Source organism: Heyndrickxia acidiproducens DSM 23148 (assembly GCF_000374345.1).
GTDB lineage: Bacteria > Bacillota > Bacilli > Bacillales > Bacillaceae_C > Weizmannia > Weizmannia acidiproducens.
Window position 1 is genome coordinate 1 of the sequence record NZ_KB893993.1, and the last position, 15,463, is coordinate 15,463.

Sequence of the window (15,463 nt, forward strand, 5' to 3'; positions counted from 1 at the left end):
GACTCTAATCGGCTTTAAATTGCCGGCAAGTATGCAAGTTGTGACGTAAGCGGTTAAGATGGAAAAAACAGGTTTGGTAATGAGAGCTTTCAACACGACAAGTGATACCTGAAATTCTATTCGGCTTTAAATTGCCGGCAAGTATGCAAGTTGTGACGTAAGCGGTTAAGATTGAAAAAACAGGTTTGGTAATGAGAGCTTCCAACACGACAAGTGATACCTGAAACTCTATTCGGATTTAAGTTGTCGACAAGTATGCAAGTTTTGATGTAAGCGATTAATAAATAGAAAAGAAGGTTGTTATAATGAGTGGTTCATACATGATAGGTGTTGATATCGGAACAACCAGTACCAAAGCGGTGCTTTATAAAATCGACGGAACAATCGTGGCAAATGCGAATCATGGTTATCCATTGTTTACGCCCGATGCATTTACCGCAGAACAGGACCCCGATCAAATTTTTGAGGCTGTCCTCGGTGCCATTCATGAAGTGGTGGAAAAGAGCGGCCAAAGACCGGAAACGATCCGGTTCGTCAGCTTCAGCAGTGCCATGCACAGCGTCATCCCCGTAGACCGGGAAGGCAGGCCGCTTATGAAGTGTATGACATGGGCCGATAATCGAAGCATTGAATGGTCGCGCAAACTGAAGGAAGAAATGGGTGGCCATGAGATCTATATGCGCACAGGGACACCGATCCATCCGATGTCTCCGCTGCCGAAACTGATTTGGATGCGCCATGAAAAACCTGAAATCTTTAACAAAGCAGCAAAATTCAGTTCAATTAAAGAATACGTTTTTTATCGGCTGTTCCATCAATATGTGGTTGACTATTCCATAGCCTCCTGCACCGGCCTGATGAGAATGGATCGCCTGGCGTGGGATGAAGAGGCTTTAAAATTAGCCGGAATTACTGCGGACCGTTTGTCAGATCCGGTACCGACAACCAAGGTGATGAGAGGGATCGATCCCATTTATGCGGAAAAAATGGGCTTGAGCAAAGACACCCCGTTTGTGCTCGGTGCAAGTGATGGTGTTCTGTCAAACCTGGGGGTAGATGCCATTGATCCGGGGGTTGTCGCAGTAACGATCGGTACAAGCGGGGCGATTCGGACGGTACTCGATCATCCTGCTGCTGATCCAAAAGAACGGCTTTTCTGCTATGCATTGACGGAGGACAAATGGGTTGTCGGCGGCCCTGTGAATAACGGCGGCGGTGTACTGAGATGGGCAAGAGACGAATTTGCAGCCGCGGAAGTTGAGACAGCAAAACGGCTGGGCATCAGTCCTTACGATGTCATGACCCGAATGGCTTCACGCGTGAACCCCGGTTCGGATGGATTAATTTTCCAACCTTATTTCAGCGGTGAACGCGCACCCCTGTGGAACCCGAATGCCCGCGGCGCTTTCTTTGGCTTAACCTTGCACCATGAGAAACAGCATATGATCCGGGCGGTAATGGAAGGGATCATTTATAACCTTTACAGTGTCATGCTGGCCATGAGGGAAAGAACCGGTGAGCCGAAACGGATTCAAGCGACCGGCGGGTTTGCCCGCTCTGCATTATGGCGCCAAATGATGGCTGACATTTTTACTCAACCGGTAAATGTTCCGGAAAGTTTCGAGAGCTCCTGCCTCGGGGCCGCTGTTCTTGGGCTGTACGCAACCGGAGGAACTGACAGTCTGAATGTGGTTTCCCAAATGATTGGCTCAGTACACAGCCATCAGCCGATACCGGAAAACGCTGCCATTTATCAACAGTTATTTCCAATTTTCATCCGCCTTTCGAGAAAGCTGAATGATGAATGGAATGATATTGCGGCTTTTCAACATTCGCAGTTTAGGGAATAACCGTTTTTCATAAGAAAATCCAATGACTTGAAGGGAAGTCTGTAAAATGAAAAATCGTTTATCGCAAATCAAACCTTATACCCGGGCGATTTTAAAAGGCCATTTATGTTCAAGCGGTGTGCCTTATGACATGATGGATCGCCCGATTATCGCGATCGCAAATTCATGGAATGAAATTGTTCCCGGCCATGTGCATCTCAGAAAAGTTGCTGAATATGTGAAAAAAGGCGTTCTCGAAGCGGGTGGATACCCACTTGAATTCAATACCATTGCCGTCTGTGATGGGATCGCCCAGGGACATGACGGGATGAAGTATTCGCTCCCAAGCCGGGAAATCGTTGCCGACAGTGTCGAAACCATGGTTCGCGCCCATGAAATATTTGATGGCATGGTCATGCTCAGTTCCTGCGATAAGATTGTTCCTGGAATGCTGATGAGCGCGGCACGTCTAAATCTCCCGAGCGTTGTGGTGCTTGGCGGCGTGATGCCCAATTATATCAAACCAAAAGAATCCAAAGCAGCCCGCCAGCAGTTTCTTTCCGGTGACCTGGATGAAGAAGGGCTGGTCGGGGTGACGCGGAAGTACTATCCATGCGCCGGTGCCTGCCCATTCCTCGGGACAGCGAATACAATGCAGGGGCTTTCAGAAGCGCTGGGGCTCGCTTTGCCGGGTACGTCCTGGATGAGAGCACTGTCGGATGAACAGCTTGAAGCTGCCAAAGCCGCAGGACGCCAGGCAGTTGAACTGGTGAAAAAAAATATCCGGGCGAAAGATATCATGACAAAAGCAGCTTTTGAAAATGCGATCTCTGTTTTACTTGCCATGGGCGGTTCTTTAAATGCCTGCCTGCATCTTCCGGCTATTGCGCGTGAAGCAGGAATTGAACTTACGCTGGATACCTTTGACCGGATCAGCCGTAAGGTTCCATTTATTGCGGCAGTTACGCCAAATAACAATAACTTTACAACCAATGATCTGAAGCGGGCGGGTGGTGTCCCGGCATTGATGAAAGAACTGTCGCCGCTGTTGCATCAGGATAGTCTTACAGTAACCGGCAAGACAGTAGGCGAAAACATTGCGGAAGCCAAAGTACTTGACCGCGGAATGATTCATCCGCTGAACGAACCGATTGAACCGGAAGGCGGCATTGCAGTCCTGAAAGGGAATCTGGCAGACCAGGGTGCATTAATCAAACAATCAGCTGTTCCGGAAGATATGATGCAACTGACTGCTCCGGCAATGGTTTTCAACTCAGAGGAACAGTTCATGGAAGCCTATAATGCCGGTGAAATTTCAGAAAACCATGTCATTGTGATCCGTTATGAAGGGCCAAAAGGCGGGCCGGGCATGCGCGAACTGCACCGCTGTACGGAAATTCTTTCGCGGTTCAAAAAAATTGCATTGGTAACAGACGGCCGTTTCTCCGGCGCATCGGCAGGCCTGTCAATCGGTTATATGAGTCCTGAGGCTGCAGAAGGCGGGACATTGGCACTCGTGCAAAATGGTGACATGATCTCTATTAATGTGCCAGAGCGTTCGATTGAACTTGAAGTCAGTGAAAATGAACTATCCGAAAGAAGAGAAAAACTGAACTACATCAAACACGAAGCCAGCCAATTCCTGAAACTTTATGCCGGGAATACAGCATCAGCTGCACATGGCGCCGTACGCATGGTTTGATTGAAGGAGAGGAGAGAGAAAAGATGTTAAATAAATATGAAGTGCTGAATAAAATGAACCGCGATCGCCTGGTGGCTGTCGTCCGCGGAAGTGACGCAGAGGATGCTGTCAACATTTCAGAAGCATGCATTCGCGGCGGGATCCGGAGTATCGAGGTGGCTTTTACGACACCAAATTGCCTGGAAGCCATTCGAAAATTGTCCGAACGGCAGCAGGATGCGCTGATCGGAGCAGGTACAGTGCTTGATGCGGAAACGGCCAGGTTATCGATTCTTTACGGCGCCGCATTCGTTGTCAGCCCGAATTTTTCAAAAGAAATCAGTGCGGTGTGCAACCTGTATTCCGTTCCTTATTTACCCGGCTGTCTGACTGTAACGGAGATGGTCGAAGCGTTGAAGTCCGGTGTTGATGTCGTCAAAGTCTTCCCTGGAAGTACGGTTGGAACCGGATTTATCAAAAATATCAAAGGGCCGCTGCCGAATATTCAACTGATGCCGACCGGCGGTGTTAACTTGCAGAATGTTACGGACTGGCTGGATCAAGGCTGTTTTGCAGTCGGCATCGGAAGTGTCCTAACAAAGGGTGCAGAAAATGGAAACTACACGCGCGTTGAAAAGAATGCGGAACAATTCGCACATAAAGTAACGGCATTTGTCCAATAAGTAAAAAGTGAAGTTTTTAAGCGAAAAATATCCATAATAAAAACCAAAAGAAAGATGTGATTTGCATGAGCAGTGCCTACCTCATTACGATTACTGTGCTTGCCATCGCTCTCGTCATTGTCGGGGTAACCGTTTTTAAATGGCATGCATTTATCAGTCTGTCGGTCGCAAGTCTGCTGCTTGGTCTTGCGGCGGGCTTGCCGCTTACGAAAATTGCAACAAATTATGAGCAGGGTGTCGGTGGTATTCTCAGTTCGTTGCTGGGCATTCTGGCGCTCGGTACCATTCTTGGGAAGATGATGTCTGAGTCCGGAGCGGGTGTTCAGATTTCAAACTTCTTCACCCGCGCATTCGGTGAACGGAATCTTCCGTGGGCCACTTTCTTTGCTGGATTAATTATCAGCATCCCGGTATTTTTTGAAGTCGGGCTTGTGATTCTGCTGCCACTGGTGATCGCGATTCAGAAAACAACAAAGAAAAATCTGCTGCTGATCGCGATCCCGATGATTTCAGCATTGTCCATTTCACACGGCATTGTTCCGCCCCATCCGGGAGCAATGGCAGCCATTGGAATCTTCCATGCTGATGTAGGACAGGTTCTGATTTATTCATTGATCGTCACATTAATTGCCGGCATTATCGGCGGCCCGCTGTTTGCTTATTATATAAGCAAACGGGTGGTACCGGAAACGGAACCGAAAGTCGTTGCGGCAAACGTTTCTGCGAAATCCTACCCGTCCACCGGTGTTTCATTCTTTACGATTCTGCTGCCAATCATCTTAATGGTAGGAACGGTTATTGTCCCGTTTGTTCCGATGCCATCCCAGCTGGCAAACGTATTGAACTTTATCGGCCATCCACTGATCGCTTTAATCATTTCAGTGTTTGTTGCCTATTACCTGTTAGGAATCAGACAGGGCATCAGCCGGAAATTGATCAATAAGCTGACCGGAGACTCTCTGGCTCCGCTGGCATCGATTATGATGATCATTGGTGCGGGCGGTGCATTTAAACAAATCCTGATCTCCTCGGGTGTCGGGGACGCGATTGCCCAGGTTGTCACGCAATGGCAGCTTTCTCCGCTGATTATGGCCTTTGTCATTGCCGGGCTGATTCGTATCGCAACCGGCTCCGCGACCGTCGCACTGACAACCGCTGCCGGCATCGTCGATCCAATCGTCGTCCATATGACAGGGGTTAATCTTCCGCTGTTGGTAATTGCGACCGGTGCCGGATCGCTGATGTTCTCTCATGTGAATGATGCAGGATTCTGGCTGGTGAAGGAGTATCTCGGCCTGTCCGTGAAACAGACATTCAAGACCTGGACCGTATTGGAAACCTTGCTGTCATTTGCAGCCTTTTTCGTCACCCTGATTATTGATGCATTTGTCTGATCAAAGCAGCTGAAAGGCACAAATCAGATGAGCATTTGACATTTAGCGGTCAGTTGAACCTGCTTAAATAGGGAAAAAATAAAAAACTGCCGCTGCCTAAATTTTTTTCCGCCCATTGACGCGGCCCGTTTCTTTTTGGTATAGTATTTTTAATTCAATTAGCGACGATGAAGGATCAATAGTAGCTGGAAAACTCCTTAAACAAGCGAGCCGGGGATGGTGCAAGCCCGGCAAGGAACCATGCGAAACGGCAGTCCAGAGTTATTTTTCATGGAAAGTGGGTGTGCTTTTTTAAAGCGCATCAACTGGGGTGGAACCGCGGGAATGAAAAGCTCTCGTCCCCAGGCGAAAAGCCTGAGGAGGAGAGCTTTTTGCTTTGAAAAAAATCTCGTCCCCAGGGAAACCATTTCAATGAAAAAAGGAGAGATTTTAAAAATGGTGACAATGGACCAGATTGTAGCGCACGCCAAACATCGCGGATTTATTTTCCCGGGGTCCGAAATTTACGGGGGCCTGGCCAACACATGGGATTACGGCCCGCTTGGCGTTGAATTCAAAAACAACATCAAAAAAGCATGGTGGCAGAAGTTCATTCAGGAATCACCGTACAATGTCGGTCTTGATGCCGCGATTTTAATGAACCCGCGCACATGGGAAGCAAGCGGCCACATCGGCAACTTCAATGACCCGATGATCGACTGTAAACACTGTAAAGCAAGGCACCGCGCTGATAAATTGATCGAAAACGCCCTCCAGGAAAAAGGCATCGAAATGATCGTTGACGGCCTGCCGTTTGAAAAAATGGAAGAACTGATCAAAGCACATGATATTGCCTGCCCGGATTGCGGCAGCAAAGACTGGACCGGCATCCGCCAGTTTAATCTGATGTTCAAAACGTACCAGGGCGTGACCGAAGACAGCACAAACGAATTATACCTGCGCCCGGAAACCGCACAGGGGATCTTCGTCAATTTTAAAAATGTACAGCGGACGATGCGCAAAAAACTGCCATTCGGGATTGCCCAGATCGGCAAAAGCTTCCGGAACGAAATCACACCGGGTAACTTCACTTTCCGGACCCGTGAATTCGAACAAATGGAACTCGAATTCTTCTGCAAACCGGGTGAGGAACTGAAATGGTTTGATTACTGGAAACAGTATGCACACGAATTCCTGCTCAACCTTGGCATGCGGGAAGAAAACCTGCGCCTGCGCGACCATGAAAAAGAAGAGCTTTCCCACTACTCGAATGCAACGACCGACTTTGAATACAAATTCCCGTTCGGCTGGGGCGAACTGTGGGGCGTTGCATCCCGTACCGACTATGACTTGAAACGCCATATGGAATACTCAGGCGAGGACTTCACCTATCTTGACCAGGAAACCAATGAACGCTTTGTCCCATACTGCATTGAACCATCACTCGGGGCGGATCGCGTCACCCTCGCATTTTTGATCGATGCCTATGATGAAGAAGAACTCGAAGATGGCACCAGCCGCACCGTGATGCACTTGCACCCGGCACTTGCGCCATACAAGGCAGCCGTGCTCCCGCTTTCAAAAAAACTGTCAGAAGAAGCGCGCGCCATTTTTGCCGACCTTGCGAAAAATTTCAGAATCGATTACGACGAAACCGGTTCAATCGGAAAACGTTACCGCCGCCAGGATGAAATCGGAACCCCTTACTGCATCACCTTCGATTTCGATTCACGCGACGACAATCAGGTCACTGTCCGCAACCGCGACACGATGGAACAAACACGCATGCCCATTACAGAGCTGAAAACCTTCTTAGCATCCGCATGCGCACTTTGACATAATAAAAAGCGGCCTGCCTCCCGCTGCGGGGGATCAGGCCGCTTTTATTTCAAGCGCCTTCCGTGTTTCAGGCTGAATGGTTTAACCTGATTGGGGTAAATTAAAATGGCCGGGCATGCGGCGTTTGATTACTGCAAAGCAGGGTAAAATATTTTGAATATCGTGCCTTTATAAGCGGGCTTTTTCATAAAAAAATTCATCCCGCGAAGAAATTTCGCAGGAGGCTTTACAAATGAAAGCAACGGGAGTAAGATATGATGTCGTATGAAAAAAATGTTTCATAACTAAATCGCTTAATCTGAAAAAGAGCGGGGGAACCAAAACGCGGCATACTTTTGAAGCGGAGGGCCCTGCTTAACCCCGGCAAACATTACCAGCTTCGTAAATTGCCTTTTGGCATCCGGGCTGGTATGACTTTTTAAGGGGTTGGGCACACACCTTTAGCAGACTGCCGTTTGGGGTGAATCCTTTTAAAAAGGTAGGGCGACTCTTACGTCCGAATCCGTCAGCTAACCTCGTCAGCGTTAACAAGAGAGATGTGAAACTGTGATCGGGTTTGTGACCACAGGGGACTTATTCTCTTGTGGTTTTTTTGACTGGAAAAGTGGTTTAGGCGCATCATGAAACACTTCATGAAAAAGGGGACTTTTCAAATGTTAACCACCATAAAAAGATTTCTAATTGGGCGGCCGCTGCGGTCAAATGAACTCGAAGGGCAAAAATTAACGAAATTAAAAGCATTGGCGATTCTTTCTTCCGATGCACTATCTTCGGTTGCATACGGGCCGGAACAGGTCCTTATTGTACTTGCCACCGTCAGCGCGCTGGCTTTCTGGTACTCCGTTCCTATCACGGTGGGAATTTTAATTTTATTAACAGCACTCATTCTTTCATATCGCCAAATTATTTATTCCTATCCGCAGGGCGGCGGGGCCTATCTTGTATCGAAGGAAAATCTTGGCCTCAATCCTGGCCTGCTTGCCGGCGGGTCGCTGCTTGTTGATTATATTCTAACGGTGGCCGTTTCCGTTTCAGCCGGAACAGATGCCATCACTTCGGCATTCCAAACCCTGCATCCGTATAATATTCAGATTGCCGTATTTCTGATCATTGTGATCACGATTTTAAATTTGCGCGGACTAACGGAATCGGCGAATGTCCTGGCTTATCCGGTCTACTTATTCGTGCTCGCGCTCGTTCTTGTCATGGTGGTCGGCTTTTATAAGATCGCAACCGGGCAAACCCCCCCTGATCTTCATCCTGATATGGGAACACCGGTTGCCGGCATCTCGCTTTTTCTTTTACTAAAAGCATTCTCCTCAGGTTGTTCCGCTTTAACGGGGGTTGAAGCAATTTCCAATGCGATTCCGAATTTCCGCGAACCTGCGCCAAGAAACGCAGCCCGCACCTTGATCATCATGGGCGTCATTTTAGCCATCCTGCTATCCGGGATCTGTTTTCTTGCCTATTGGCTTGGCGTCGCGCCAAAAGAAACGGAAACCGTTGTATCACAAATGGCATCCCAAGTATTCGGCAGGGGGATTATGTATTATTTTATCCAGGCGACAACCGCCATGATCCTTGTGTTAGCGGCAAATACCGGCTTCTCGGCATTCCCGCAGCTTGCCTTCAGCATGGCAAGAGATAAATTCATGCCGCGCATGTTCACGATCCGCGGCGACCGGCTCGGTTACTCAAATGGGATTATTTTTCTCGGTGTGGCTTCGATTATCCTGATTTTGGCTTTCCTCGGCAATACAGAACGGCTGATTCCGCTCTATGCTGTCGGCGTGTTCATTCCTTTTACACTTTCACAGTCCGGAATGATCATAAAATGGCTGCGTCAAAAACCAAAAGGATGGGTGGGCAGGCTTTTAATCAATCTCATCGGCGCGATCATTACGTTCAGTGTGCTGCTCATCCTGTTTATCACCAAGTTCTCACAAGTATGGGCGATTTTGATCTTTTTGCCAATCGTGATCTTTACTTTCAAAAAAATCTACCGGCATTATATAGATGTAGGGGAACAGCTCCGCATCGAAGGCGAATTTCACGAAGAACTCCGCGATAATGTGATCATTGTCCCGGTTGCCGGCATCACCACTGTCGTGGAGCGTTCCATTAATTACGCAAAATCCTTATCCGGCCAGGTAATCGCCGTCTATGTAGCCTTCAACCATGAAGACGAGAAAAGAATGGAAGAAAAGTGGAAAGAGTGGAATAACGGTGTCCGCCTTGTCACCCTGCACTCCTCTTACCGCAGTATTGTGCAGCCGCTGGCAAAATTTCTGGAAATCATTGAGCGGAAATCAAGAGAGCATAAGTACCAGGTCATGGTACTCGTCCCGCAATTCATGCCGAAAAAACGCTGGCAGAACATCCTGCACAACCAATCCGGCCTCCTGATCCGGATGCGGCTGCTCTGGAAAAAAGACGTCGTCGTCGCCATCCTGCCGTACCATTTGAAAAAATAACCTTAGGCAATGCTGTAAATGAGCGACTTTACGATTTGAAAAATACACTGTTTGAAAAACCGGCCCGCTTTCCGAAAGCGGCCGGTTTTTTTGAGCATATAGCGCTGCGGGAGCAATTTTTACCAGTGCTATAAGAGGGTGGTATAGGGTGCATTTTTCACTTGAAATGTCGCGCACTCTATGCAAAACCAAAACCCCACTTCACAAAAAAAGCCGCGCACCCGGCGCAGCCTAATAAACTCATTTATTAATGAACAATACAAACAAAACAATGGCCAACAGAATCCGATAAACGGCAAACGGTATCAGCTTCACCTTATTGATCAATTTCAAGAAGAAACGGATCGCAATCAAGGCAAAAATAAAGGCGCTGATGAATCCGACGATAAAAAACGGAATCGTTTCAGGCGTTACGGCATCCCAGTGCTTCACAAGCGAAAGACAGCTTGCCCCGAACATGATCGGCACCGCCATAATAAATGTAAAATCGGATGCCGCTCTGTGGCTCAAGCCAAGCAGGACGCCGCCTGAAATGGTCGAACCGGAACGCGAAAATCCCGGCCACAGCGCGAGACACTGGAAAAGCCCGATCAAAATTGCCTGTGTATTCGTAATCTGGTCAACCGTTTCCACTTTCGGTTTGCGCGGGCGCATCAAATCAGCCGTGATCATTAAAATCGCACCGACAACCAATGCAACCAGCACGGTATTCACCGAAAACAAATGGGCGTCTATGTAATCCTCAAATAAAAATCCCAGAATTGCTGCCGGCAACAGCCCGATAATCACCTGACTTAATTTCAGACGCTCCCCGTACATTTGCTCTTTTGTAATATTTTTCTTTAACCCGAGCAAATTCATGAACCGGTCCCAAAAGACAACAACGGCTGCCATAATGGAACCCAACTGGATGACCACTTTAAACACATTCGCAGCCTCAACACCATAAAGGTGATTTGATTTCAAAATTAAGTCGTCCACAATAATCATATGGCCGGTGGAGGAAACAGGCGCAAATTCCGTCAACCCTTCCACAAGCCCCAATATTGCGGCGACAAATGCATCCCACAATTGCAAATACGTCACCTCCAGACTTTTCTATTCTACCATTTACAAAGGAATTTGCGATAGATAATTTTCAATCCCGCTTGTCTGTCATATATATGACGGTGCAAAACAGAATAGTCATGTCAACTTTCAAACAAATTTTACAGAAAATAAATGAATTTCCGGATTATAAGTTGAAAATGTTTATAATACACTATATGATGAAGGCAAAGAAGGGCGGGGAGGATAAAATGTTGGGAAATCTTGGTTTTGGGGAAGTCCTGATCATCTTAATGATTGCACTCTTAATCTTTGGGCCATCGAAGCTCCCGCAACTTGGCAAAGCAGCAGGGCAGACATTACGTGAATTTAAAAAAGGGGTCCGCGACGTCATGGATGAAGACGAAACAGCCGCAAAAAAAGAAGCCAAAAGCGAAGTACACCACTAACCGCTGTCCGGCAGCGGTTTTCCTTTTGCAAAAGCAAGGCGCCGCGCCACCTGCCGGGCAGTTCAAAAAAAGGTCATTGAACATGCTTTAGATGTGTTAAGATAAGGTTAATAGAGCAAATTAAGAGGTGTAACCTGGCACATAAAGAGAATCCTGCCGTTTGTTAGGGCTGATAGGGGAAGAAGGGTAGCTATGGAAAATCTGTTGGTTCACTTTTTTCAAAAAAAAGGGGTAAGGAGGACGCTGATCTTCGTGCTCGTGGCACTGATTCTGTACCTGCTGCGCAGCATGATGGATTTAATCCTGCTTACCTTTATTTTTACTTATTTAATGAACCGGCTCGAAAAAATCGTGACCAATCGGGTTCCGTTAAATCGCCGGTTTACCGTTCTCGTTCTATATATCGTCATTGTCGGGGCACTCATCTTTGGGATTGTGAAGTATTTACCAATCTTAATCAATGAAATCACCCAGCTTGTCATGCAGCTCTCGGACTTTTACACGAAGCCGCAGCAAAATCAAATCCTTAATACGATCGTCAAAACGATTCAGGAAAAGAGAATCATCGACTACATGCAGCAGGGCGTCAGTATATTGCTGAACTATTTTACAAGCATCAGCAAAGTCAGCCTGCAGGTATTGCTTTCCATTATCCTGAGCTTATTTTTCCTGCTCGAAAAAGACCGGATTGTCCGCTTTACAAAACAATTCAAAACAAGTAAACTGTCCGCTTTTTACGATGAAATAGCGTACTTCGGCATTAAATTTGTCAGTACATTTGGGAAAGTGATTGAGGCACAGTTTATTATCGCGCTTGTCAACTCGCTGTTGTCGACAATTGGCCTCTGGATCCTCGGGTTTCCGCAGTTGCTCGGCCTGGCTATCATGATTTTTGCACTCGGACTCATTCCTGTCGCCGGCGTCATCATTTCCCTCGTCCCGCTTTGCGTCATCGCCTACAGCATCGGCGGCGGCATAAAAGTGTTGTATGTCGTGATCCTGATTGCCATCGTGCACGCAGTTGAAACCTATTTACTGAATCCAAAGCTCATGTCATCGAAAGTAAATTTACCGGTTTTCTACACATTTCTCATCCTTATATTTTGTGAACATTTCTTTGGCGTTTGGGGGCTGATCCTCGGTATCCCGATTGTTGTCTTCTTCCTCGACGTTCTCGAAGTCACCGACCACAGTCCGAAACCAAAGCGAAAAAGGTAGAAAAGCGCCGGCTTTTAAGCGTGTATCCGGCGCTTTTTCAGCCATCCCGGTTTTTCCGGACTTTTTTTGTGTGAAAAAATGCACGAACTTTTTATCAGGGATCATTCTTTTGGTAAAGCAATATTCATTTCTCTTTTCCGCTTCATCCCGTAAACGTTTTTATAATACAACCATATTGGAGCATCTTCAGGAGCAAGAATCATGGCAGTTTGCGTGCCCCCGGCTGAACTTTTAGACGCAGCCGATCGCAAATGCTTTTTTAATAAAGCTTTAAAAAGCAAACGGGGGGATAAACAAGGCAAAGATAATTGAAAAATTTAATACTACAAAAGTATTGATGTTATCTGAATAGATTGATATACTCTAAAATAGAGAGATATTAAATGTTTCTAACATATAGGCAACAAATAGATTAGAACAGCAATGGGGGTGATGGTATGATCTCATTTAAACACGTAAATAAGTATTATGGAGATTTTCATGTTTTAAAAGATATCAATCTTGAAGTAGGCGATGGGGAAGTCGTCGTGGTCATCGGGCCCTCGGGTTCCGGGAAAAGCACGATGCTCCGCTGCATTAACCGCCTCGAAAATATAACAGACGGAGAACTGACCGTCAGAAACATCAAAGTCAATGATAAAAAAACAGACATCAATGACCTGCGTAAAAATATCGGCATGGTCTTTCAGCACTTCAATCTCTATCCGCACAAAACCGTCCTGCAAAATATTACGCTTGCACCATTGAAAGTACTGGGCATCAGTAAAGCGGAAGCAGAGAAGACCGCCATGCACTATCTTGAAAGAGTGGGCATTCCGGAGAAAGCCAATGCTTATCCGTCCCAATTATCAGGCGGCCAGCAGCAGCGTGTCGCGATTGCCCGCGGACTTGCCATGGAACCGAGCATCATGCTTTTCGACGAACCGACTTCAGCACTTGACCCGGAAATGATCGGCGAAGTGCTCGATGTCATGAAGTCGCTTGTAAAAGACGGTATGACCATGGTCGTCGTCACCCACGAAATGGGGTTTGCCCGTGAAGTTGCCGACCGCGTCATCTTCATGGACCAGGGAAGAATCATCGAAGACAATACACCGGAAGAATTTTTCAAAAATCCGCGTGAAGAACGTGCGCGCGCATTCTTAAATCGTGTATTAAATCATTAAACATATAATATTAAGGGGGATTCGCATGAGAAAAATGAAAAAATGGCTCACAATTGGCTTTGTTTTTACATTGGTGGCTGCTTTAATGGCCGGATGCGGAAAATCAAGCGACAACACATCAGGCTCAGACAAAAAAGACAGCGTTCAGCAAATCAAAGACAGGGGCACAGTCGTAGTCGGGGTAAAATACGATACATACCTCTTCGGCTATAAAGACCCTAAAACAGGCAATGTAGAAGGTTTTGACATTGACATTTCCAAAGCGCTCGCGAAAAAGATTTTCGGCGATGATGTAAAGGTCAAATTCAAAGAAGTAACCTCTAAAACACGGATCCCGATGCTGCAAAACGGCGATATTGACATGGCCGTGGCAACAATGACCATCACACCGGACCGTAAAAAAGTAGTCGACTTCTCAGATGTCTATTTTAAAGCGGGCCAATCGCTCCTGGTTAAAAAAGACAGCAAGATCCAAGACGTAAAAGACTTAGCAAAAGGCACAAAGGTATTGACGGTTAAAGGCGCAACTTCAGGCCCTAACGTGAAAAAAGCCGCACCGGATACCGAAGTGCTTGAATTTGAAAACTATCAGGAAGCCTTCACCGCTTTAAAATCAGGCAAAGGTGACGCGCTCACAACAGACAACTCGATTCTTTACGGCATGGCTGCCCAAAATCCTGACTATAAAGTTGTCGGCGGCACATTCACCAATGAACCATACGGCATCGCCATGAAAAAAGGCAACACCGAACTGGTCAAAGCGGTAAACAAAGCCCTGAAAGAACTGCAAGACAGCGGCGAATACGACAAAATCAAAAGCAAATGGATCAAAGAAGAATAATCAGGAGAAAGGGGTGGGCTAAATCGCCCATCCCTTTCCATTGAAGCAATCTATAATTGAAGCAATCGAAAGCAGAATGGAATAACAGAAGGCGGTGCCATTTTTTATTCATGTAACGGGATCCAATTTACAGCAGATTGGATTGATTTAGATGGGCCGGCCGCCCGTCCATTCCATTGATAAAACAGCAAAGGAGTGAAATGGACATGCTCGATTTCTCAATCCTCACCGATAACATAGACTTGTACATGCAAGGCTTTGTCAATACGATTAAAATCAGCATCATCGGTCTTGTCGCCAGTTTTATTATCGGCAACATCATTGCCGTATTCAGATTGGCCCCGGTCAAGCTGCTCAATTTTCTTGGCGCCCTCTATGTAGAAGTCGTTCGTAATATCCCATTAATCCTGACCGGTTTCTTTTTTTATAACGGACTCAGTTATTTTCACGTGAACCTGAGCGGATTTGTCGCCGGCACGATCGCGCTATCCATCTACACCGCCGCGTTCATCGCCGAAGCTGTCCGCGCCGGCATCCAATCCGTCGACAAAGGCCAGCTTGAAGCGGCACGTTCAACGGGCCTGTCCTATATCCAGGCAATGCGCTACATTATTTTGCCGCAAGCGATTAAAATCGTGATCCCGCCGATTGGCAACCAGTTTTTGAATCTCGTCAAAAACTCCTCGATCCTCGGCGTGTTTGCAGGACTCGATCTGATGTACTTCGGTGATATGATACACGAAAAAACATATATCACATTTGACACGTATATTTTTGTCGGCATGTTTTATCTGATCTTGACCATTCCGCTCAGCCTTTTGGTCAATTACCTGGAACGCCGGCTTTCCAGAAGCTATTAATAG

The 15,463-nt window shown here is 46.9% G+C and carries 12 protein-coding genes and 1 riboswitch; of the genes, 11 read left to right on the forward strand and 1 reads right to left on the reverse strand.

The window, feature by feature from the left end; translation table 11 throughout:
* The first annotated feature begins 305 nt into the window (after positions 1-305).
* The 6 genes from gntK to C232_RS0108385 all read left to right on the forward strand — a co-directional run bounded on the left by gntK (position 306) and on the right by C232_RS0108385 (position 9,879).
* Positions 306-1,850 carry a gluconokinase gene (gntK, locus tag C232_RS0108360; protein ID WP_018663265.1) on the forward strand — a complete coding sequence of 515 codons (1,545 nt, stop codon included), beginning with the start codon at positions 306-308 and terminating at the stop codon, positions 1,848-1,850.
* A gap of 46 nt (positions 1,851-1,896) precedes the next feature.
* Complete coding sequence (gene ilvD, locus C232_RS0108365; protein ID WP_018663268.1) at positions 1,897-3,531, forward strand: dihydroxy-acid dehydratase; 1,635 nt, start codon at positions 1,897-1,899, stop codon at positions 3,529-3,531.
* A 23-nt stretch (positions 3,532-3,554) separates the two neighbouring features.
* Positions 3,555-4,193 (forward strand): bifunctional 2-keto-4-hydroxyglutarate aldolase/2-keto-3-deoxy-6-phosphogluconate aldolase, encoded by a 639-nt coding sequence (locus tag C232_RS0108370; protein WP_018663269.1) that lies wholly within the window; start codon positions 3,555-3,557, stop codon positions 4,191-4,193.
* Between the two features lie 65 nt (positions 4,194-4,258).
* On the forward strand, positions 4,259-5,587 hold the full coding sequence (locus tag C232_RS0108375) for a GntT/GntP/DsdX family permease (protein WP_018663271.1): 1,329 nt from the start codon (positions 4,259-4,261) through the stop codon (positions 5,585-5,587).
* Positions 5,588-6,022: 435 nt separating this feature from the next.
* Positions 6,023-7,402 carry a glycine--tRNA ligase gene (locus C232_RS0108380; protein ID WP_040400031.1) on the forward strand — a complete coding sequence of 460 codons (1,380 nt, stop codon included), beginning with the start codon at positions 6,023-6,025 and terminating at the stop codon, positions 7,400-7,402.
* A 283-nt stretch (positions 7,403-7,685) separates the two neighbouring features.
* Positions 7,686-7,944, forward strand: a riboswitch (cyclic di-AMP (ydaO/yuaA leader).
* A 114-nt stretch (positions 7,945-8,058) separates the two neighbouring features.
* Entirely contained in the window at positions 8,059-9,879 is a 1,821-nt protein-coding gene (locus C232_RS0108385) for an APC family permease (protein ID WP_018663275.1), read from the forward strand.
* 240 nt (positions 9,880-10,119) lie between these two features.
* On the opposite strand, the gene C232_RS0108395 is transcribed toward C232_RS0108385, so the two are convergent.
* Positions 10,120-10,956 carry an undecaprenyl-diphosphate phosphatase gene (locus C232_RS0108395; RefSeq protein ID WP_018663278.1) on the reverse strand — a complete coding sequence of 279 codons (837 nt, stop codon included), beginning with the start codon at positions 10,954-10,956 and terminating at the stop codon, positions 10,120-10,122.
* A gap of 221 nt (positions 10,957-11,177) precedes the next feature.
* On the opposite strand from C232_RS0108395, the gene C232_RS0108400 reads away from it, so the two are divergent.
* The 5 genes from C232_RS0108400 (at position 11,178) to C232_RS0108430 (ending at position 15,460) form a co-directional block, all read left to right on the forward strand.
* The gene (locus tag C232_RS0108400; protein ID WP_026314533.1) at positions 11,178-11,375 is read left to right on the forward strand and encodes a twin-arginine translocase TatA/TatE family subunit; all 198 of its coding nucleotides are present in this window, start codon (positions 11,178-11,180) and stop codon (positions 11,373-11,375) included.
* A gap of 192 nt (positions 11,376-11,567) precedes the next feature.
* On the forward strand, positions 11,568-12,593 hold the full coding sequence (locus tag C232_RS0108405; protein WP_018663283.1) for an AI-2E family transporter: 1,026 nt from the start codon (positions 11,568-11,570) through the stop codon (positions 12,591-12,593).
* 437 nt (positions 12,594-13,030) lie between these two features.
* Positions 13,031-13,759, forward strand: a complete 729-nt coding sequence (locus C232_RS0108420) for an amino acid ABC transporter ATP-binding protein (protein WP_018663289.1) — start codon at positions 13,031-13,033, stop codon at positions 13,757-13,759.
* 25 nt (positions 13,760-13,784) lie between these two features.
* On the forward strand, positions 13,785-14,600 hold the full coding sequence (locus tag C232_RS0108425; RefSeq protein ID WP_018663291.1) for a transporter substrate-binding domain-containing protein: 816 nt from the start codon (positions 13,785-13,787) through the stop codon (positions 14,598-14,600).
* 206 nt (positions 14,601-14,806) lie between these two features.
* Positions 14,807-15,460 (forward strand): amino acid ABC transporter permease, encoded by a 654-nt coding sequence (locus C232_RS0108430; RefSeq protein ID WP_018663293.1) that lies wholly within the window; start codon positions 14,807-14,809, stop codon positions 15,458-15,460.
* Positions 15,461-15,463 lie beyond the last annotated feature (3 nt).